This window comes from Aeromonas australiensis (assembly GCF_000819725.1).
Taxonomy (GTDB): Bacteria; Pseudomonadota; Gammaproteobacteria; order Enterobacterales; family Aeromonadaceae; genus Aeromonas; species Aeromonas australiensis.
On the sequence record NZ_CDDH01000072.1, the window covers coordinates 1 to 21319 of the forward strand.

At 56.4% G+C, this 21319-nt stretch carries 17 protein-coding genes and 1 tRNA gene; 17 read left to right on the plus strand and 1 reads right to left on the minus strand.

Annotated features, from left to right (window positions below):
• Positions 1-65 precede the first annotated feature (65 nt).
• The 11 genes from BN1117_RS12530 (at position 66) to BN1117_RS12580 (ending at position 9059) form a co-directional block, all read left to right on the plus strand.
• Positions 66-863, plus strand: coding sequence for an amino acid ABC transporter permease (locus BN1117_RS12530; protein WP_040097847.1), 798 nt, complete (start codon positions 66-68; stop codon positions 861-863).
• 2 nt (positions 864-865) lie between these two features.
• Entirely contained in the window at positions 866-1687 is an 822-nt protein-coding gene (locus BN1117_RS12535; protein ID WP_040097848.1) for a transporter substrate-binding domain-containing protein, read from the plus strand.
• On the plus strand, positions 1687-2586 hold the full coding sequence (locus BN1117_RS12540; RefSeq protein WP_052441514.1) for an amino acid ABC transporter permease: 900 nt from the start codon (positions 1687-1689) through the stop codon (positions 2584-2586). Before BN1117_RS12535 ends, BN1117_RS12540 begins: the two co-directional genes overlap by 1 nt.
• Complete coding sequence (gene mepA, locus BN1117_RS12545; protein WP_040097850.1) at positions 2586-3323, plus strand: penicillin-insensitive murein endopeptidase; 738 nt, start codon at positions 2586-2588, stop codon at positions 3321-3323. The genes BN1117_RS12540 and mepA overlap by 1 nt, the downstream gene beginning before the upstream one ends.
• Before the next feature lie 85 nt (positions 3324-3408).
• Complete coding sequence (locus BN1117_RS12550; RefSeq protein ID WP_005351129.1) at positions 3409-3999, plus strand: LemA family protein; 591 nt, start codon at positions 3409-3411, stop codon at positions 3997-3999.
• Entirely contained in the window at positions 3996-4721 is a 726-nt protein-coding gene (locus BN1117_RS12555; protein ID WP_040097852.1) for a TPM domain-containing protein, read from the plus strand. The genes BN1117_RS12550 and BN1117_RS12555 overlap by 4 nt, the downstream gene beginning before the upstream one ends.
• Before the next feature lie 20 nt (positions 4722-4741).
• Complete coding sequence (locus BN1117_RS12560) at positions 4742-5359, plus strand: TPM domain-containing protein (RefSeq protein ID WP_005337196.1); 618 nt, start codon at positions 4742-4744, stop codon at positions 5357-5359.
• 268 nt (positions 5360-5627) lie between these two features.
• Positions 5628-5715 (plus strand) — tRNA-Ser (locus tag BN1117_RS12565).
• A gap of 580 nt (positions 5716-6295) precedes the next feature.
• On the plus strand, positions 6296-6535 hold the full coding sequence (locus BN1117_RS12570) for a hypothetical protein (protein ID WP_040097854.1): 240 nt from the start codon (positions 6296-6298) through the stop codon (positions 6533-6535).
• A gap of 823 nt (positions 6536-7358) precedes the next feature.
• Positions 7359-7868 carry an IS200/IS605 family transposase gene (tnpA, locus tag BN1117_RS18760; RefSeq protein ID WP_052441516.1) on the plus strand — a complete coding sequence of 170 codons (510 nt, stop codon included), beginning with the start codon at positions 7359-7361 and terminating at the stop codon, positions 7866-7868.
• A gap of 108 nt (positions 7869-7976) precedes the next feature.
• The gene (locus BN1117_RS12580) at positions 7977-9059 is read left to right on the plus strand and encodes an AAA family ATPase (RefSeq protein WP_209435241.1); all 1083 of its coding nucleotides are present in this window, start codon (positions 7977-7979) and stop codon (positions 9057-9059) included.
• A gap of 3 nt (positions 9060-9062) precedes the next feature.
• Here the strand turns inward: BN1117_RS12580 and BN1117_RS12585 are convergent.
• Positions 9063-10150 (minus strand): IS3 family transposase gene (locus BN1117_RS12585; protein ID WP_156129982.1). Its coding sequence is split into 2 segments (ribosomal slippage): positions 9063-9898 and positions 9898-10150, totalling 1089 coding nucleotides; the frame shifts between segments, so codons are not numbered across the junction.
• A 132-nt stretch (positions 10151-10282) separates the two neighbouring features.
• Here BN1117_RS12585 and BN1117_RS12595 point away from each other — a divergent pair.
• The 6 genes from BN1117_RS12595 (at position 10283) to BN1117_RS12625 (ending at position 21310) form a co-directional block, all read left to right on the plus strand.
• Entirely contained in the window at positions 10283-10888 is a 606-nt protein-coding gene (locus BN1117_RS12595; protein WP_209435242.1) for a TOPRIM nucleotidyl transferase/hydrolase domain-containing protein, read from the plus strand.
• A complete protein-coding gene (locus BN1117_RS12600; RefSeq protein WP_040097862.1) occupies positions 10885-12339 on the plus strand; it encodes a UvrD-helicase domain-containing protein in 1455 nt (484 codons plus the stop codon). Before BN1117_RS12595 ends, BN1117_RS12600 begins: the two co-directional genes overlap by 4 nt.
• An 883-nt stretch (positions 12340-13222) precedes the next feature.
• Complete coding sequence (locus BN1117_RS12610; protein ID WP_040097865.1) at positions 13223-15361, plus strand: TonB-dependent hemoglobin/transferrin/lactoferrin family receptor; 2139 nt, start codon at positions 13223-13225, stop codon at positions 15359-15361.
• Positions 15361-17367 carry a prolyl oligopeptidase family serine peptidase gene (locus BN1117_RS12615; RefSeq protein WP_040097867.1) on the plus strand — a complete coding sequence of 669 codons (2007 nt, stop codon included), beginning with the start codon at positions 15361-15363 and terminating at the stop codon, positions 17365-17367. The genes BN1117_RS12610 and BN1117_RS12615 overlap by 1 nt, the downstream gene beginning before the upstream one ends.
• Complete coding sequence (locus tag BN1117_RS12620; protein ID WP_082032599.1) at positions 17364-19811, plus strand: proprotein convertase P-domain-containing protein; 2448 nt, start codon at positions 17364-17366, stop codon at positions 19809-19811. The genes BN1117_RS12615 and BN1117_RS12620 overlap by 4 nt, the downstream gene beginning before the upstream one ends.
• 59 nt (positions 19812-19870) lie before the next feature.
• Positions 19871-21310 carry an Lcl C-terminal domain-containing protein gene (locus BN1117_RS12625; protein ID WP_040097870.1) on the plus strand — a complete coding sequence of 480 codons (1440 nt, stop codon included), beginning with the start codon at positions 19871-19873 and terminating at the stop codon, positions 21308-21310.
• Positions 21311-21319 lie beyond the last annotated feature (9 nt).

A 21319-nucleotide genomic window follows, 5' to 3' on the forward strand; every position in this document is an offset into this window, starting at 1 on the left:
CCAGCTGTTCAGCGCCCCCCGGCACCCGCGCACCCGGGCCTTCCTCGAACAGGTGCTCAGCTATCATGGCTAGTCTCAATCGCCCCCGCCTGCTTGGCTGGTTGTCAGGCACTGTGATGCTCTCTGTGTTGCTCGGTTGGGCGCTCTATAGCGGCGCTCGCCAGATGGGTTATGAGTGGCAGTGGCCGCGGGTGTTGCCCTTTCTCGGTGAATGGGATGAGGGAACCTTTTATGCCGGCCCCCTGCTAAACGGCCTGTTGGTCACTTTGCAGGTGGCGCTGCTCAGCCTGTTGGGCACCCTGGCGGTCGGGGTGTGCGTGGTCAGCCTGCGGCTGCTCCCCTCCCGGCTCGCCCCCTGGCTCGCCATCGTCTATCTGGCGCTGGTGCGCACCACGCCCCAGTTGGTGCAGCTCTATATTCTCTATTTCTTGCTGGGCCCCATGCTGGGATTGGCCCCCCTTGCCTGCGCCGTGTTGAGCCTCTCCCTCTATCAGGGGGCCTTCACCGCCGAAGTGCTGCGTGCAGGCGTACAGGCCATTCCCAAAGGACAGTGGGAGGCGGCCCACTCCCTTGGCTTGTCACGAACCATCACCCTGCGCAAGGTGATCCTGCCCCAGCTGGTACGTATCACCTTGCCGCCACTGACCAACGAGCTGGTCTCCCTTATCAAACACTCGGCGCTGGTGAGTGTGATCGCCATCTTCGATCTGACCAACGAAGGGCGTACTCTGGTTGCCGATACGTTTCTGACCTTTGAGGTGTGGTTTACCGTAGCTGCCCTCTATTTGCTGTTAACCCTGACGTTATCAGCCTGTTCGCGGGCGCTGGCCCGTCACCTGGATCCGGATCAACAAGGACGCTAACCATGAATCTGTCATTCAAGACCCCCCTCTTGGGCGCTGCCCTGCTGCTGACAAGCCTGCTCACTCCGGCACTGGCGCAAACCTCTCCCTCCGATACCCAGGCGCAGATCGAGCAGAGCGGCACCCTGCGGGTCGGCATGTCCACCTTCGCCCCCTGGGCGATGCGGGACAAGCAGGGTGCCCTGATCGGTTTCGAGATTGACGTGGCCCATCGCCTTGCCATCGACAACGGCTGGCAGGTGGAGTTCGTCCCCACCGCCTGGGATGGCATCATCCCCTCCCTGTTGGCGAAAAAGTATGACGTCATCATCGGCGGCCTCACCATTACCCCCGAGCGGGAGAAGAGCGTGCGCTTCACCCAGGCCTACTCCCACTCCGGGGTGCAACTGGCCGCCTCCAGCGCCATGGCTAAAGAGAAAAAAACCGTGGCGGACTTCAACCAGCGCGGGGTGATCCTGGCGGTACGCCGTGGCGCCTCACCGGTACAGGTGGCCAAAGCGCACTTCCCCAAGGCCACCCTGCGCCAGTTCGATGACGAGTCACAGGTATTTCAGGAGGTGCTGAACGGCCGCGCCCACGGCGCCCTCTCCTCTTCCCCGAAACCCGAACAAGAAGCGCTGCGCCACCCGGATGCCCTCTTTATGCCGTTTGCCAAACCGCTGGCAGAGGGGAGTGAAGGGTTTGCCCTGCGCAAGGGGGATGATGCCCTGGCCGAACTGTTCAACGAGTGGATCGCCGCCCGTCAGGCCGATGGCTGGCTCAAGGCGCGCCATGACTACTGGTTCAAGTCGCTGGCGTGGGAAGCGCAGGTCGCCAACCCCTGATGCTGATTGCTCTAAAAGAGACCATCCGGCGCATCGTCCAGAAGCCATGTCGGCGTATCAACTGGCTGGATGGGGCGATCGCCCTGATCCTGCTGCTGGCAGGCCTCTGGCTGGCCAGCCGCTTGCACATCGGGGTGGCCTATCAGTGGCGCTGGCATGAGGCCTTCGAGCTGCTGTTCACCCCTGGCCCTCACGGCGAGTTGCCCTACTTTTTCAGCGGTCTGCTGACCACTTTGCGCATCGCCCTGCTGGGCATGGTACTGGCGCTGCTGCTCGGCACTGCGCTGGGGGTAGCCGCCTTCAGCCGCCGCCCCTGGCTGGTGATGCCCGCAACCCTGTTTATTCAGCTGATCCGCAATCTGCCGCCACTGGTTTTTATCTTCATCTTCTACTTCTTTATCGCCAACCAGCTGCTGCCTGCGAGCGGCCTCTCCCGCTGGCTCGGCACCGTATCACTCTCCCCGTGGCAAGCCGCGCTGTTTGGCCCACCAGCCCGCTGGGAAAACCTCATCTCGGGCACCCTTTGTGTCGGGATGATCAGCGCCGCCTTCGTCGCCGAGATAGTCCGCGCCGGGCTGGCTGCTATCCCTCGCGGCCAGTGGGAGGCAGCGCAGAGCCTCGGGCTCTCCCCCTGGGTGCGCCTGCGCCATGTGATCCTGCCGCAAGCCATGCTGTTGATGCTGCCCCCCCTCACCGGCCAGCTCATTGCGCTGGTGAAGGATACCGCCATCGTTTCCCTTATCTCGGTACAGGAGCTCACCTTCGTTGGTACCGAGATGGCCAACTCCAGCGGGCTGGTCTACGAGATCTGGCTGCTGGTGGCCACTGCCTATTTATTGATATGTTTGAGTCTGTTCGTGCTACTGAGCCGACTCGAGGCGAGAAAAGGAGTGCATTGATGCTGACGTCTCTGTTACTGGCAACCGTGTTGCAAGCGGAAGCCATCGGCGGTTATGCCGCCGGTTGCCTGCAAAACGGCATGGCATTGCCACTGGAAGGGCCGGGTTATCAGGTGATCCGCACCAAGCGGCTGCGCTACTACGGTCACCCCGACCTTATCCACTACCTGCAGGCGCTGGCCAATCAGACCCGCATGGCCGGGCTACCGGATCTCTACATTGCCGATCTGGCGATGGCCCATGGTGGCCCCTTTACCTCCGGTCATCGCAGCCACCAGACCGGACTCGATGCCGATATCTGGTTTCGCATGGCCGACCGCCCCATCAGCAAGTGGGAGCAGGATGCCCCCAAGGAGTGGGCACTGATCGACGAACCCAGCTACAAGATGTTGCCGGGTCGCTTTGGCCCCCAGCAGCTCACCCTGCTGCGGCTGGCGGCCAGCAAGCCCGAGGTGGCCCGGATTTTTGTCAATCCGGTGATCAAATCCGCAGTCTGCCAGCAGGCTGGTAACGAACCCTGGGTGGCCAAACTGCGCCCCTGGGTGGGCCACTTCAGCCACTTTCACGTGCGGTTGCACTGCCCGGTCGGCAGCCCGGATTGCGAGCCGCAACCCCCCATCCCACCCGGTAACGGCTGTGGGGAGGAGTTGGCCTCCTGGCTCAAGGACAAGCCCCAGCTGCCCAAGGTCTCCGGCATCAACAAGCGACCCGCGCTACCTGCGCGTTGTGGCAACTGACCCCAAGCTGGTATGGTGATGCACGCTTGGTCGTACACCATCAATGGCGCACTATCGACTCGATATACCAAAGGAGAACAACAAGATGGCCACATCACTCTGGCGCAGAACCACGCAGAGCCTGTTGACCCTGACCCTGCTGCTCAGCCTGACCGGCTGCGGCATGAACAACATTCCGACCCTGGATGAGCAGGTCAAGGCGAGCTGGGGACAGGTGGAGAACCAGTATCAGCGCCGCGCCGATCTCATTCCCAATCTGGTGGCAACCGTCAAGGGGTACGCCAGCCATGAACAGGAGACCCTCAAGGCGGTCACCGATGCCCGTGCCCGGGTCGGCAGCGTGCAGGTGAGCGATCCTGCCCAGCTCAAGGAGTTTGAAGCGGCGCAAAACCAGCTCTCCAGCGCCCTCTCCCGCCTGATGGTAGTGGTAGAACGCTACCCCGAGCTGAAAGCGGATCAGCAGTTCCTTGCCCTGCAGGCCCAGCTGGAAGGAACCGAGAACCGCATCTCGGTGGCCCGCCGCGACTATATCGAGGCGGTGCGCCAGTTTAATACCGAGATCCGCACCTTCCCCGGCGTCATCTGGTCCAAGTTGCTCTACTCGGATCTGGAAGCCAAACCCAGTTTCAGTGCCAAACCCGGTGCCGATGAGGCGCCCAAGGTCAGCTTCCAATGAAGATGATGCTGCGCTGGTTTCTTCCCTGTCTGCTGATCTGGACGACAGCGCTGCAGGCCGCGCCGAACTTTCCGGCCCTGAGCGGACGGGTGGTGGATGAAGCCAGTCTGATGTCCCGCAAACAGGCCCATCAACTGACCCAACAGCTGGCCGCCTTTGAAAAGCGCAGCGGCATCCAGCTGGTGGTGGTCTCCGTCGACAGCCTCGGTGGGGAGACTATCGAGGAGTACGGCTACCAGCTCGGTCGCCACTGGGGGATCGGCCAGAAAGGCAAAAACAATGGCGTGCTGTTGCTGATCGCCCAGGATGAGCGCAAGGTGCGCATCGAGGTGGGCTATGGATTGGAAGGCGCCCTGCCCGACGCCATCGCCGCCAACATCATCCATGGCCGCATCCTGCCCGCCTTCAAGCGCGGCGATATGGTGGCCGGGATCATGGCGGGCAGCCAGAGCATCATGAAGGCCCTGGCTGGGGAGTATCAGCCCCGAAACACAGTTGAGCGTAACAACGGCGCCATGATGTTCATCATCTGGATCATCATTGTGCCGTTCCTGTGGATCATCGCGATACGATTACAGAGACGGTTACAAGGCAAGTTCGGGAGTAACAGCAGCCACTCCAGTCGCTATTACAGTGGCAGTAGAGACAGCGGCACGTCAGGTGGTAGCTTTAGCGGTGGCGGCGGCAGTTTTGGCGGCGGCGGAGCCTCCGGTGGCTGGTAACAGGAGTAAAGAGACAAATCATGATTTCTAAACAGTTCTTCCACACGCTGCAGGCCAAGGTGCGCGAAGCGGAGCTAGAGACTGATGCTGAACTGGTCACCGTGCTGGCCCCGGCCAGCGATGGCTATCGCTACATTCCCACCCTCTGGGCGGCGCTGCTGGCGATGCTCACCCCGCTGCTGGTGTTCCAGCTCGGCTTCTGGCTCGGTTGGTACGAAATCCTGCTGGTGCAGTGGTCGGTCTGGCTGCTGCTGAGCCTGCTGTTCCACTGGACCCCCATCAAGATGCGGCTGATCCCGAAGAAGGTGCGCCAGCACCGGGCGGCCCTGATGGCTCGCCTGCAATTTGTCGAGCAGGGGCTGCACCGCACCCGCGACCGGCTCGGGGTGCTGATCTTCGTCTCGGCCGCCGAGCACTATGTAGAAATACTGGTAGATGATGGCATCGCCCAGCATATCGACAATGGCCAGTGGCAGGAGATCATCGACGACTTCGTGGCGCGCGTGCGCAACAAGGAGATCGAACAGGGTTTTCTGGAGTGCGTGGAGCGCGTTAGCGCCATTCTGACCGACGCCTTCCCGGCCACCCGGGATCAAAACGAGTTGCCGGACAGTCTGATCATTCTCGACAAACCCTGATCCGGTTTAAAAAACCGGCACTCTGCGCAAGAGTTAGGCATTCGGGAAAGATTATGAAAAATAAGGGGAAAAGAGGTTGACCCACACAGCCCTTTCCCCTAAATTACGCCCCGTTCCAGCGCAACAGCGCAGCGAACACCGTGTTGGCTGAACACGTTAAACCACAGACAAAAATTTGGTGAGGTGTCCGAGTGGCTGCCCACCGATGAAGTCGGTAAAAAAGCACGCATGGCGTGCTCCGAAAGCCACTTCAAAGAAGAAAAAATTTGGTGAGGTGTCCGAGTGGCTGAAGGAGCACGCCTGGAAAGTGTGTATACGGCAACGTATCGAGGGTTCGAATCCCTCCCTCACCGCCAAATATAACCCGTTGAATTTCAACGGGTTTTTTTCATTTCTAGACTTACGTGATTTTTTTCCTGGATCAACTGGGTGGAACAATCATGTATCTGAGTAAAAATGCCTCCGGCACCTACTACACTCGTCTCCCGCTGCCTAAGTCACTACGTGACCCTGGCTTGCCCTTCGCTATCCGTACTTCCCTTTGCACCAAAGATAGGCAGCTCGCTGTAGACCGAAACCTGGCTGTGGCAGCTCGCACTCGCGCACTGATCGCGGCTACCCCTGCTGATACTTCCCCTCGCAGTTTCTATCGCTGGATCCGCGCCGATCTTGACGCGTTCAAGGCAGCGGGGTTCATCCTCCCTCCTCAAACACCTTCCACACCTCGTGAACTTTCTGTTGATGCCTCAGCTTGTCCCAGCAGTGGGATCACGCTCAGCCACGCATTGGCGAGATTCATCGAGACTAAAACCAGTGAGGGGATCCAGCATAGGTCGGTGGGCCAGCTCCGACTTAGGAGTAACGCGTTTGTCACCTGGCCGAACGGATCAAGATCAATGAGGTGGCACCGACCCGGCGCAGGAGTATCGCAACATCTTGCTGCGCAAGAGCGACATCAGTTTCAAAACCAAAGGGGATTACCTCGCCGCCCTGAAACAGTTCTTCCGTTGGTGCGTGGCACTGGACTATTGCAGTCGTAACCCTTTCGATGGGCTGACGACAGGTAAAAGACCGAACAAACGGGCGGATGAGGAGCGAGTGCGCTGGCATCGTCCTCAACTGGCCCAACTGTTTGCCAGCCTGCGCAGCAAACAATCTCGGAAAGGTAAATGTTGATAAGCGCAAAAAATGACCAGGTTTCCGGGGTTTTTAGCGCCCAATTTTGACCACCCCAGAGTGTTTGCAACTATCCGATCTTTGGATCGGAGAACCTTCTTTATTTCCCTCTCCCTGTAGCAAAGGGGCTGGGTGAGGGAAATATCCGTATCCCCTGCTAACCAAACTGCCAGTTTAACACGGCAGTCGCTCACTAATTGATTGAGCCTGCTCATGTTTTTATCAATATCCTCTTTCCATCTCTCGATCTACTCCCATAAGATAGCCAAACGAAAATCCATCTCTCAGGGAAGCGTCATGGGAGCGATTCGTGACACCAGGTTGGTTAACAGCAGCGAGCTGAGGGCTGTAACTCAGGGGCGGTAGCCTTGCCTGATGAGATAGGTAAGCGAGCACCAAAATCTGGGAAGCAAAATCTGGGACACCCACATTTCTGAGCAAGGCGCAGCACAGCCAGAACCCAAAGGATGGGTGTCCAAGGTCTCTGGACTGGGGCGGTGAGCCAGCGTGCGGTCGTTTTACCTAGAGGTCGGAGAGTGGGCTGCGAACTCCGTTCGCCCCCTGCTGGAGCACGTGGGTATAGATTTGGGTAGTGCGCACGTCCGAAGGTGGTAAGGATTTTTTGCCAAAGTCAAAATGAAAGACCTGACCCCTATCATTTCCGATCAATTATCAGATGAATACTGGTAATGTTTTTATTTAATTTTATTTTTTCCGTGGCGACTATCAAGGCAAAGCGGAGTTATACGGAAGGCTCTGTTAACGGATTAGTACCGCCTTCTATCTAATCACTGTTAGGGCCGAGTAATATTAAGGATTATCTATGGCATTAAAAATTGAAGGCGGCGTTCCAGGTTATAACAACAGCTACCATTTTCATGCCTCACCAAAGTACAGGATGGCTGTTTTAAATGATTCTGTTGCTGTGCGCCTAGAACAATTGATTGCGGAAAAGTCGGAAGAACTTGGATGGAAAATTCATGCATTGGCCGTGGATAATGACCATGTGCACTTTTTAATCGAGTCTCTTGATTCGCCAAGCCAGATAGCCCAAAGGCTTTTTGGTTACGCCTCATTTGTTCTGCGGAAAGAATTTCCAGCTTTGAAAGAAATTAACGCTGAGCATTTTTGGGGTGGGCGGCAATGTAAATCAGTTACTGATTTACAGCACTTTGAAAACACAATTGCATACATCAATAAGCATGCGCGCATGTGTGCCCTAATAATCGGCTGCACCGGAAAAATTTCCGCTGTCACCTTTTATGAAAAAACACGCATTAAAGCCGCCATCAAAAATTTTCTTGGTGAGCCTGGCATTATACGGTGGAAGTAGTAAGCCCGATGGAATATGAACGGCGCTACGCTTAACGAGGATGTCCTAATTTCCTTGGTAAGGACGCTTTGTGAAGATGATCTTAAACAATAACCATATGGAATATAAATGTACATTCGTACGGTCGAAATTGAAAACTACCGAGCCTTCAAAAAGTTTGAGATTAAACTTTCACCGCTAAGCCTAATTATTGGTGAAAATGAAGCAGGCAAAACCAACCTTTTTAGCGCACTTACCCTGCCTCTTAACAACAACGATATTAGCTTCAATAAGAAACGTCTCTCAGTATCAGATATCAATCGGGAAGCTATAAAAGACTTTTACCAAGCTATAATCGACGACAAAGAAGATGATGAAATCAAAGCTTTGATTCCAAAGGTTCGTATTGAGATCGAGTTCACTGAGCCAAAGAACATAATTGAAGAAGGCGTTGTTGGAAAGTGGATAATTGGAGAGGAAGCCGACGATAGCTATAAGGTTCGCTACGACTTCAGACCCAAAGATGTAGGGCACTTTTTAAAGACAGCCAAGGAGCTGCTCGAAGGCATCAAGGACATTAAAGAGACTCGGTGGTTCAACCTGCCAATCGAGCTGTACGACTACGACGTAACGCAAAGCAATAATGGGTTAAAAGTTAGCTACTCTGATCTAAGACTGATATCGATCAACTCGATCAACGCCGAGCGCGACGACTTTGCAGAGAGTAATACTCAGAAATCAAACGACATTCTGACCAAAATGCTGATTTCGTCACTTTTGGATTCAGACAAGGCCAAAATTAACAGTGCGTACACGTCATTCTTTGACGCCATAGAAAACACCGAGGCATTCGAGAAGATCGTTACTCCTGACCCAGACTTTGAGAACTTCTTCGACGAAATCGTCGACAAACTTGAATGTATCCCCAACCTGCCAAATTTAAAGAGTATCTTATCCAACATCACTTTGAAATCTGGTGAGAGCTACCTATATCAGCGTGGCCTTGGCTATCGTAACCTCGTATATATCTATCTGTTATTTGAATTTTTCAAAGGCAACAAGAACGCACTCAACCTTTGCTGTATCGAAGAACCTGAAGCACATCTAAGCGTGAACAACCTCCGCTTCGCAACCGACTTTATATATAAGAGCACACAAAAAGGAGGTTCGTCTCTTGGTAATCCCCCCATTTTTAGGAGCATTCAAAAGTAGAGGTCATGCAGCCTTTGCCAGATGCTGTTTCGGTGTGTAGCCATCTAGCGCCATATTGGGCCGTTCATGGTTATAAACCCACAGCCATTGCGTTGCAAATTCTTGTAGTTCCTCCAGTGTGCCAAACAGGTGATGAGCCAACCAATCGTAACGCACCGTTCTGTTAAACCGCTCTATGTACGCGTTCTGCTGGGGATTGCCAGGTTGGATATACCCCAAGGTGAGCCCCTGTTTCATCGCCCACTCCTTGAGCTCCTCGCTGATATATTCCGGGCCATTATCACACCGGATCATCGCTGGTTTGCCACGCCACTCGATCACCTGCTCCAGGGCTCGCTTGACCCGCGAGGCAGGCAATGAAAAATCAACCTCTATGCACAGCGCCTCGCGATTAAAGTCATCGATCACATTAAACAGTCGCACCGACCGACCATCACTGAGCTGGTCATGCATAAAATCCATCGACCAGCACTGATTGGGCTTGTCTGGCACGGCCAATGCGTCCGGCTTTTCACGCACCAATCGCTTCTTGGGTTTGATCCGCATGTTCAGTTCAAGCTCCCGATAAATCCGGTAGACCCGCTTATGGTTCCAGCCAAACCCTTTGACATTGCGTAGATAGAGGAAGCAGAGGCCAAAGCCCCAATTACGCTGGCTGTCGGTGATACGCAGCAACCAATCCGCAATAAGCAGGTTTTCATCGGCAAGCACGGGTTGATAGCGATAACAGCCTTCGCTGACCTTGAAGATGTTGCAGGCTAGCCTGATTGAGATGGCAAAGTGTGAAATCGCTTTGGTAGCCATCTCCCTGCGGGCAGATGGCGTTACCACTTTTTTGCCATGGCCTCGGCGATGATCTCGGCCTTGAGGCGCTCCTCGGCATACATTTTCTTGAGGCGACGATTTTCCTCTTCCAGCTCTTTGAGGCGAGCCATGAGGGAGGCATCCATGCCACCGAATTTGGAGCGCCACTTGTAGAAAGTGGCGGAGCTGATGCCATGCTCACGGCACAGCTCGGGGACGGGTGAACCGGACTCGGCTTGCTTGAGAATGGCGATGATTTGGGCATCGCTAAAGCGTGATGTTTTCATGTAGAACCTCCTGCGTTCAAGATACGAGAAAATTCTACTTATGAGCACCCCAGTTTTTCGGGGGGATTACCTCTTCAAACGTTAATTAGCTCCCATAGCCCACAGGTCATAAATAAACTTGAGCTAACCAACGTGATCGTTGTATCTGGAAATGCTGCCATCCACCTAACTGATAGTAATAAGAATCTCACTAACTACCTTCGTAAACGACCAAACTTTGACATACTCAAGCTCTTGCTGAGCAACAAGACCGTGCTCGTTGAAGGTACCACCGAAGAAATGCTGATCAACGCTATACTCTACCGTGACAATAAAAACGTAAGCAGTCTTGACGTAATATCTATTGAGCAAACAGGCTTTACAACATTCATGGACGTCTGGTTACAAGTCAATAAAGGTAATACTAAGAAGAGACTAAGTATCATTCGAGATTATGATGAGAATGACACTACCAAGAAAATCCATGAAAAATACGATACCGATAACGACAATATTCGAGTAAGAACCACTACCAAATATACGCTCGAAGATGATCTTGCAGAGGCGGATGGGAACCTTGACCGCTTAAACACACTGTTTAATAAGCAGTGCCAAACCTCTGATGAAATGGCTGCGTTTCTGAAAAAGAGTAAAGCCGAAAGGATGCTCAAGATAGCTGACTCCATCTTAGATGAAGAAAACAAAAATCCGATCAAGCTACCCAAGCACATTCAAGAAGCCTTGGATTTCATGAAATGATTGAGGTTCAAATAGCCGGAGCTGGCGCAGGTAAGACTCATGGCCTAGCTGAGAAGATCATCAAGCATTATGATGCTTCATCATATAAGAAGATCTTTGCTATCACTTATACCAACAACGCAGCGAAGAATATATCCAAAGCAATCATAAAACAACTCGGATACTTACCTGATAATATTGTGGTTTGCACCGTTCACAAGTTTCTACTGAATGAGATCATTTACCCTTACTCGCCGTTCGTTTTAAATGAAGTGCATGTAAATTCCTCTCGCTGCAAAACGTATTCAAATTTCCCTCCAGGAAAGACTGACGAACAAAAGAAACGAGAATCTGCGAATACCATCAGCAGGCTAAAGAAGAAGGGTATTATACACGTTGACGAAACATATGCCGCTGCATGGAGGGTTGTGGATGAAAACTACTCTAAACACAGCAGCCTGAAGAAGAAGTCCAAAGTCAGGAAGGTTCACAAACTACTAAGTAGTGCAATTGATAAAATTTTTCTCGACGAAGCTCAGGATCTTGATGCAATTGCTCTTAAGGCTTTTCAACAAATTGGCGAGAATTCGGTTGGTATCTACATGGTGGGAGACCCCAAGCAGGCAATAGATTATCCAAAATCTTTCAAAGACTGGTTAGCTGCGAACAAAACCAACGAAAAATTTAAAGTACTACCGAATATAACGACTTCTCGTAGGGTTCCACAGAGAATTCTTGACCTCTCAAACACCTTCTGCCCCAAAGGCCAAGAGCAAACTAGTTTGTCTGAAGTTGAAGGACGCCTAACATACGTCACTTCAGAAGATGACCATTACGACCAAGTTCTCTGTCATCACATTGAGAATGGAAGCTTAGTTAGTATTTTCAGAAAAGAGGGTAACTACTCAACCAAGCAGGCGGGATCACTACCAGAGTTCGATCCAGAAGTAGAAGAACGCCTTATGAAGGAATTCCCGGAATACGAAGAAGACGTGGTCATATACGCATTGCAGCGCTATTTTTCCTCCTTGTTATCCAGCAATGATAACAACACATCAATACGAAAATTTATTAGTAAGCTAGAGATTCCCTACGAGAAAGAACTGTTCAAGAAGCTTTGTCGAACAGCAGAGCAATTCAGTTCATCCAAGGATAATTCAGCCAGGTACACAATCAGCAGTATCCAAAGAACTAAGGGCTTAGAGTCGAAGGTGTGTGTCTTAGTCTTAACGCCAGCGATTTTCAAGTACTTGATGCAAGATGGCGTAACTAAATACAACAAGACTTGGAATATGGTCTATGTCGCGTTAACTCGCGCAGAATCTGAACTAGTTGTTGCTGTAGACATGGAATTACTTGGTAAAGAATATAAGCATGATGACATTGTTGAGAGCCTTGAATCTATTGGGTTTAAAGCGCTAAACCCAAATCATCCAAGTCACAATGCCGAAGATAAATTGGAGAAAGCATAGTATCATCCAAAGATTATTGGCAAACATCCTCTTTGGGCTGGATTTGGACATGAAGATGATGGTGAAGATTACGTATAACAAGCGCAAGCACTCGGAACAATTTTCCGCTTCGCTACAAATTTTCCGGTGTTACGGGCGTTAACGCAAAGTAGGAGTTCACGAGAACGTGAGTCGATTTGTCATTTAGAGGAAACGACAAAATTATTCCGATAGTCAGAAAGCATGTTCATGTTTTTGACATTCCAGAGTTTCTATTTATAAAAGATGTAAAAATCTCATGGCAATAGCGTGAGTCAATTGCGCTGCTTTTATGAACGACATTATTATCGTAAGCCATTGAATATAAAGATTATATTTGTGCTGTGATATACAAAAGTGAGGGTTCGAATCCGTCCCTCACCGCCAAATCTAGAAAAACCGACCTCAGGGTCGGTTTTTTGCTATCTGAAAAACAAAACATCTGTGCCGAGCCAGGCACTGCTGCTCATCTACGCTCTTGCCACCCTATCTTGCAAAACCCTGATGGTTTTTTGCTTTCAAGCTGACACACATTGAACTGGCTGTCAGCACGTCTTATCGTGATCGCTGTCAGCAGCACCAGAAGTGGCTACCAGCCCGGGTTGCCAATGCCCCCCCGAACATCATCAGGCCAATATCCGGATCGATATCCCCCTCTCTCACAAGCAAAGCAGCAAAAGAGTCGCTGCAACTGCGCAAACCCTGCGCCTCTCCAGCCACCTTGGGTGGCAGCCCCTTTAAAAACAAATAAGTCAGTAATATCAACACCATAAAATCTTAATGATAACGATTTCCATTCATTGTCAAGTGGTCGGGCCTCTGCAATAATGCCGCTCCTCAGGCTTAAATAAAAACAATTATCATTATGAACAAACTGCTTCAGGCATGGCCGGCACTCCTGTGTGCCTCCGCTGGCGCGGCCGATCTTCCCCCTGTGGAGAAGGCGCGCAGCGACGACACCATCATTGTCACCGGGCAACGGGTACAACAGAAACTCTCCGATGTTTCCGGCTCCATCACCGTTATCACCCAGGAAGAGCTGGACCGTCAGGTCGCCAGCGAGCTGACCCATGTGTTTCGCAAGATCCCAGGGGTCTCGGTCACCGGCTCTGCCGGGCGACCGCAGAACATCAGCGTGCGCGGCATCGGTGGCAACCGCATCCTGCTGATCAAGGATGGAGTGCGCGTCAGCGATGGCTTTGGCGCCGACAACATCAATGACAAGGTGGGTCGCTTTAACTTCGATCTCGATGACATCAAGCAGATTGAGGTGGCCAAGGGGGCCGGCTCCTCCCTGCATGGCTCCGATGCCATCGGCGGCACCGTGGTGATGAATACCAAGCAACCGGAAGATTATCTGCAACAGCAGGATAGCTATCTGGCGGCCAAGACCCTCTACGGGGGCGACAGCAACAAGAAGAAGCTCAGCATGACCGGCGCGGTACGGGCGCTGGAGAGCGAACATCTGTTGCGCCTCTCCGGCTGGCGCGGCAACGAAACCGCCAACTTTGAGGAGAACCGTATTCCGGCTGATCTGAATGGTATGAGTGCCTCCACCAGCAGCCGCTTCCCCCTCAATGCCCATCACGCTCTGAGGCTGGAGCTGGACTACTACGAGGATCACGCCAAACGGCAGATGGGCCCAAAGGCGGTACCCCAACCCGATGGCAGCTGGGACGTGGTCGGTTTTCAGGAAGATGGTGAGCAGCGCACCCAGGGCGGCAAGTTCAGCTGGGAAGCCAACGATCTGGGCATGATCGATACCCTCAACTGGAGCCTGTTTGGCAACCAGTCACGCAACGAAGCCAACCAGCGCCAGCTGCTGCGCAACGATGCCCTGAGCGGTTATCCCAGATATCGCAGCCAGCGCACCCTCTCTACATTCGAGGAGCTGCGCCTTGGCAGTGAGCTGGAGTTGCAGAGCAAGCTGACCACCGGCTCGCTGGATCACACCTTCAGCTACGGTGTGGAGCTGGAGCAGGCAAACCACGAGCGGCCGGTGAGCAATCTGACCCTGGAGAATGGCATCACCACCCAGGGACAGAAGGCCCCCTTCAGCAAGGCAGAGACCCGCCGCGATGGCATCTGGCTAAGCGATGTGATCGATCTGGGCAGCTGGCAGTTTACCCCGACCCTGCGCTTTGACCGCCAGCACCTGCGCGCACCGGACAGCAATCTGGCCGAGAACCACAGCGACCACCTCTCCCCCAGTGTGGCGGCCAGTTACCGCTTCAACGAAACATGGCGCAGCTGGCTCAGCTATGCCAACGGCTTCCGCGCCCCCGCTTACGACCAGGTGTACGGCAACATTCCTCACTACTTTGCCATGCCGCCGTTCGAGATCATTGCCAACCCCAACCTCAAGGAGGAGACCAGCCACAGCCTGGAGTGGGGAGTGAATGGCCAAAGCGACAACTGGAGCGTCAAACCGGCCGTTTTCTACAACCGCTACTACAACTTCATCGACTGGCGCCAGATCGGTTTTCGCCTCGATGACGGTGTCTTCCTGCGCCAGTATCGCAACGTCGCCAAAGCAGAAACCTGGGGCGCCGAACTGGCCACCAGCCTCTGGCTGAGCGACGAGTGGGAACTGTCGACCAATCTGGCCTGGATGGATGGCAAGGATCACCGCGGCGAACCGCTGCGCACCCAGACACCGCTGGAGGGCAACACCACCCTGCGCTGGCAACAGCTCGACTGGGGGGTTGAGCTCAGTGGCAACTATGCCGCCGCCATGACCAAGGTGCCCCAGTGCGCCAATGGGCAGACTGGCTACAGCGGCGCCTGCCAGAGCAGCGCGGGCTGGTTCAGCCTGGATCTCACCGGCGACTGGCAGATCACCGAGGCGCTCAAGGTCAATGCCACCATCGGCAACCTGCTCGATACCCGCTATGTCCGCTATCAGGATGTAGCCGGACTGCCGGCTGGCAGCGACACCTCCCTCTACAGCCAGAGTGGCCGCTACCTGTCCGCCAGCCTCAGCTACCGTTTCGTGGGGATGTGATGAAACATCATGCAATCATGGCGGCCCTGTTGGCCGCCCCGTTGGCATGGGGGCAAGAGGCCCTGCCACCGCCCATCCCGTCCCAGCCACACCTGATTTCAGGCAATCCCGTACGTCAGGATCCCTACTTCTGGTTACGGGACGAGAGCCGCAGCAACCCGGCCATACTCGACCTGCTCAAGCAGCAAAATCGCTGGAGCGAGCAGCAACTCGCCGCCCAGCAGCCGCTGGAAGCAACCTTGCGGGCCGAGTTTGCCCGTCATCCGGCAGGTGAAGCCGTACCGGACAACTGGCTTGTCCGCGGCGATCAGGCATGGCAACTGCGCGCGGATGGCTCACTCTGGCAACGCCACGGGAGCAAGGTACAACAACGACTTCCCGCCAGAGCGGGTGAGGGCTATTACGACGCGGGTGGCTGGGCCCTGAGCCCGGATAACCGCACCCTGGCCATCGCCGAAGACAGGCGCGGCGATCTCGACTATCAGATCACCCTGCTCGATCTCCAGAGCGGCACGGCGCTGGCCAGTTTGGCGCAGCGCAGCGCTGATCTCGCCTGGTCACAAGATGGTCGCACCCTCTATACCATCGCCAACGAGCGCGACACCCTGCGCCCCTGGCAGCTGCGCGGCTGGCAGGATGGCCAGGAGCAGACCCTCTATGAGGAGCAGGATCCCGCCTGGCTGCTCAGCCTCTATCGCACCACGGATGGCCAGCATCTGGTGTTGCAGGGCAACAACCACGACAGCTCGGATCAGTACCTGCTCGACTCGGGCAAGCCGCAGCAGGTCAAACCCCGCCAACGCGGGGTGGAATATTATCTCGACAGCCAATCCGGCTGGGTGATCAAGAGCAACCGGGAGGGGGCGTTTGCCCTCTACTCAGCCAGCACGCCGCTCGGTGAGTGGCAGCGCCTGTGGCCCGCCAAAGAGGAGGATCTCGGCGATCCCGAGAAGTGGCGACTGTTTGATCGCCATCTGGTGGTGCAGTTTCGCCAGCAGGGGGAGGATTGGCTCGCCCTGCTCGATCGCAACGGCCATGAACGCCAGCGCCTGCCGCTGGCCAGTGGCGCCGGTACCGGCTGGCTGCAAGGAGAACATGACCCGGCCAGCGACCGTATTCTGGTGCGCAGTCAGGGCTTGAGCCAGCCCCCCGGCCAACGCTGGCTGGATTTAAACAGCGGCCAGTGGATCAACGACCGGCACACCGGTGACGACAAGGCAGAGCCCTATCAGAGCGAGCGGCGCTGGATCACCTCTGCCGATGGCACCCGGGTGCCTGTCTCGCTGGTGTGGCGCAAGGATCTGGCCCCCCGCGCCGTACTGCTCTACGGCTATGGCGCCTATGGCACGCCGATGCGCCCCTACTATCAGAAAGAGCTGTTAAGCCTGCTGGATCGGGGCTTTGTCTACGCCATCGCCCATGTGCGCGGCGGCGGCATGTTGGGGGAGCAGTGGACCCGCGATGGCCGCGGCATCCACAAGCAGAACGGCATCAGCGACTTTATCGCCGCCGGTAACACCCTGCGCCACTGGTCGCCCGACTCAGCCCCCCTGCCCCTGTTTGCCATGGGGGGCAGCGCGGGAGGCACGCTGGTTGCTGCAGCCCTCAACCAGCAACCGACCCTCTTTAGCGGCGCCGTGTTGCAGGTTCCCTTCGTCGATATGCTCGGCACCATGAGCGATCCCGCCCTCCCCTTGACCCGTCAGGAGTATCAGGAGTGGGGCAATCCGGCCAAGCCCGCCGAATATCAGGCGATGCGCCGCATCAGCCCCTACGACAACCTGCACCGCGCCCCCTATCCGCCCCTGCTGGTCACCACTGCCTTGCATGACAGTCAGGTGCCCTACTGGGAGCCGGTCAAGTGGCTGGCCCGCCTGCGGGAGCACAGCACCGGCTCCGGTCCCTATCTGCTGCTAACCGAGCTGGAGGGAGGCCACCGCGCCGGTGGTGGTGATCGGGCTCGTGAATTTGCCTTCTTGTTGCACCTGGCGGGGATCAACCAATGATCCAGCCATTGATTGGGAGTACCACTATGAAACCCCTGTTGCCCGCCCTCTTGCTGGGGCTGGCTGGCTTTGCCACCGAGGCCGCCGAACTGCGTTTTGTCGAACAGGACGCCCCGGCCGATCCCCGCCTCTGGCTCGAACAGCAGCTCGGCGTCACCCTGAGTAATGACCCGGCTTATCAGCGCCAAAGCAAGCTGGGACACTATCTGCATTATCGCCAACAGCTCAATGGCGCACCGATTGCCGGTCTGATGGCCGCGGTCAGTCTCGATGATCAGGGTCGCCCCTGGCGTCTCTATCACAATACCCGCCAGCCAGGCAGCACCGCTGCCCCTTGTGAGGAAACAAGCCGCGCCGGGGTGGATGCCTATACCGCCACGCTGGATGGTACTGTGTGGCAATTCGCCGGCAGCGACGAGGCCCAGCCCTGGTACTGGCTGAATGGCGACACCCTGACCCCCGCCTGGCGCCTGCTGGCGGTGGAAAGCCAGCCGGACAACAGCAAAAGCAGCCACTGGCAGCTGTTTGTCACCTGCGATGGCAGCGCCTTGCTGGGGCGCACACTGCAAGAGGCCAACACCCGTGCCGAAGCGGTCCCGCTGGCAGGGGAAGCGGCCACGGTGCAGGCCCGTGTCTTTGCCCTCGACCCCCGCACCCAGCTGCAAGATGGCAACCTGCTGTGGCGCCATGATCTGGTGCTGGACAACGGGGCCTATCGCACCGTGTCGTTACCGGTCACCAAGGAAGCAGGGGTTTACCAACTGAGTGGCCCCCGCGCCCGCGTGGTCAACGGCACGGCACCTGATACGGCCCCCTTTGTCAGCAACAGTCCCGAGGGCTTCCAGCTGGATCATCAACAAGCGGCTTTCCTCGATATCAACGCTTACTATCATCTGGATCTGGCCCAACGCCATGTGGAATCCCTTGGCTACCCGACGCTGATGGGCGGCCCCATTACCATCGATACCGACGCAGGGACCCAGGATAACTCCCTCTATGACCCCTTCCTGCGCCGGTTGGAGATTGGCCGGGTCGGGGTGCCCGATGCAGAAGATCCCATGGTGATCTGGCACGAGTTTGGCCATGCGGTGCAGCACCATATCCTGCCCGACATGGGAGACGAGGGGGACTGGGGGGCCATCGGCGAGGGCTTTAGCGACTATCTGGCCGCCAGCTGGCGCCAGCGTAGTCCCGAAGCCCGTCAGTTCGAGCCTTTCATGGTCTTCAACTGGGATGCCAGGATCAGCGGCCGGACGCCCCGTCAGCTCGATGATCTGCGGGCGCGCTATCACCCGGGCTTCCTCTATCCGGCTCACCTCACCATCAACGGCAGCAACGGCGACCAGCTGTGGGGCACCCCGCTCTTCACCGCGCTGCGCCAGGCCGTTGAACAGTATGGCGAGGTAGCCCGTGACGAGTTCGATATCCTGCTGATTGAATCCCACTTCGGCCTCGGCCCAGAGGTGCGGATGCCCCAGCTGGCGCGGGTCACCGTGGATACCGCCAACCGCCTCTATCCGGAGCGCAGCTATGGCAAGCTGCTGGAGCAGGCCTTCCGCCACCACGCCCTGCTGCCCACCCCCATCGCGGCCCGCCTTGCCGATGACAGCTACCTGCTGCCCGGGGAGAAAAAGAGCCTCGCCATCGAACTAACCAACCAGAGCGGTCGCCTGCTGACCGTGGCGGAGGCAAGCCTGCTGCCGACCAAGGGGATCATCGCGGATGGCCACTGGCAGGGAGAGCTCAAAACGGATGGCAGCGGTCGCTGGATCCTGCCACTGGAAGCGGCCAGCAACCTTACCTGTGGTGAGGCAGTCACCTTGCCGCTGCAGTTCCAGCTCACCCTGCCCAGCCCCACCGAACGCCAGACCCGCCTCGATCTGCAACTGCCGATCGGCGAACCACGCTGGCAGCGGGCCATCGGTCAGGGGGGCCAGATCAAGGATGCAGCAAGTGATGTGCGCCATGGGCTCTCCCGGTTCACGCTCACCCTGCCCGAAAGTAACGCAACCATCGATAACGGCTTCTCTGTGGCACTCGATCTGGAGCACAGCAAGCTGGAGCAGCTGGAGATCTGGCTCACCTCCCCTTACGGCACCCGGATCAGCCTGTGGAACAAGGGCTTTGCCAACCATACCCGGCTGAAAGGTGAGTACCCCCATGAATTAGTACCGTTCGAATCGCTGGATAAGCTGCACGGCGAACCACTCGCCGGCCGCTGGCTCTTGGAAATCAACGACACCAAACCAGAGGAGAGCGGCCAACTGCGCAGCTGGCGGGTCGCCCAGCAGGTAGGGGCTCGCTGCAGCAAGGATGAAGCCTTGCCCAACACCGGCATCATCCCCCTTGAGCAAGATGAGGGGGGCGGCGGCAGCACTTCTCCTCTGCTGCTGTTGCTGGCCTTGTGGCCCCGCCTCTGGCGCCGGATCCCCCTGCGCCGTTGAACCCTGTACCACGGGGGTCACCGCCCCCGTGAACCTGTGACCGAATCAAGGAATGTGAAGTGAAACCATCCGTACTGGTTATTGCAACCCTCTCAGCTCTGCTTAGCGCCTGTGGCGGCGGGGAAGATAGCGCACCACTGGCGATCCCGGACTACCGGGTCGATGTCGCCCTACCTGCAGCCGGCACCCTGTGCGCCGATCTGGATCAGAACTGGCAATGTGATCCTGCCGACCCAGCCGTCAGCGGCGAAGGCGCTGTGGCCCTTATCAGCGGTTCGGCGAACATCGTCAACTCGCCCCTGCTGTTCGTACCGAGGAGCGGAGGCCTGCTGCTGGCGCATCCGGCTGCCAAAGGGGATCCACAACGGCTGCAACCGACCCTGCTCAGCACCCTGTGGCAGAGCCGTATTGCCGAAGGGATGGCCGCCGATCGCGCACTGACCCAGCTGCTGACCGATCTCGCGCCGCTGCAACCGGGCAGCGACCGCGCCGCCCTCGCAAGTCTCGGCCAGTTTGATCAGGGGCTGCAGCAGATAGCGATCAGCTTGCAGCAACAGGCCAGAACCCGCCTTGCCAACGCCAAAGAGACCCAGTTGCTTACCACCAGCTATCGCGCCATCAGCCTGATGCTGGGGCAATTGGCTCAGGAGTGGCAGCGCCACGGCCGATTTACCGAAGAGACCCAAAGCGAGCTGCTGACCCTGCTGGCGCAACAACAGCCACGCAACCTGCTGACCGTCAGCGGCGTCACCACCTTCAGTGATGGCAACGATCCGCTGCTGGAACGGGAACCTGCCGATTATCCGGGACAAGATGCCAGCTGGAATCGCACTCGTCCCCAGCTTGCCTATCGCAAGCTTGATGATCGCGGTCAGGTGCTGCCCGACAACGCGCCGAACTGGCAGTGCGTCAAGGATCTCAATACCGGTCTGGTGTGGGAGGTCAAATCGGACGATCCCTTGAGTCCGGCCTGGAAAAGCAGACCCTTTGCCTATGAGGATGAGCAACTCACCGCAACCGCAGGCGAGCAGCAAGAGGCCTACCAGCATATTCATAAGAGGATCGAACAGCTCACCGCCGAAGGAGATCTGGCGGCCCTCGCCCGGGCACAGGCGCTGACCACCATGCTGACCACCCGCGCCTATCAGCAGTGGCTCAATGGCGAGCAGCGCTGCGGCATCAGCCAGTGGCGGCTGCCCACCATGGGTGAGCTGATGTCACTGCTGCACTACGGTAGCCTGGCCAAGGATCCGCTGGGTCAGCGCATCATCGTGGATACCCGTTACTTCCCGGATATCGCCCCCTCGGAAGATGGCACCTACCATGGCTACTACTGGAGCGCTACCAGCACCACCGCCCAGCGCTTCTCCGGTGGCCCTATCAGCAAACGCACAGTCCTGCTCCTGGGAGAAGATGCGGGCACCACCTATCCCGCGCTGGTGCAGCAAGATACCTATATCGAGCTGATGCAGGTACGACTGGTCGCCACTCCCCAATAATCCGAGGAA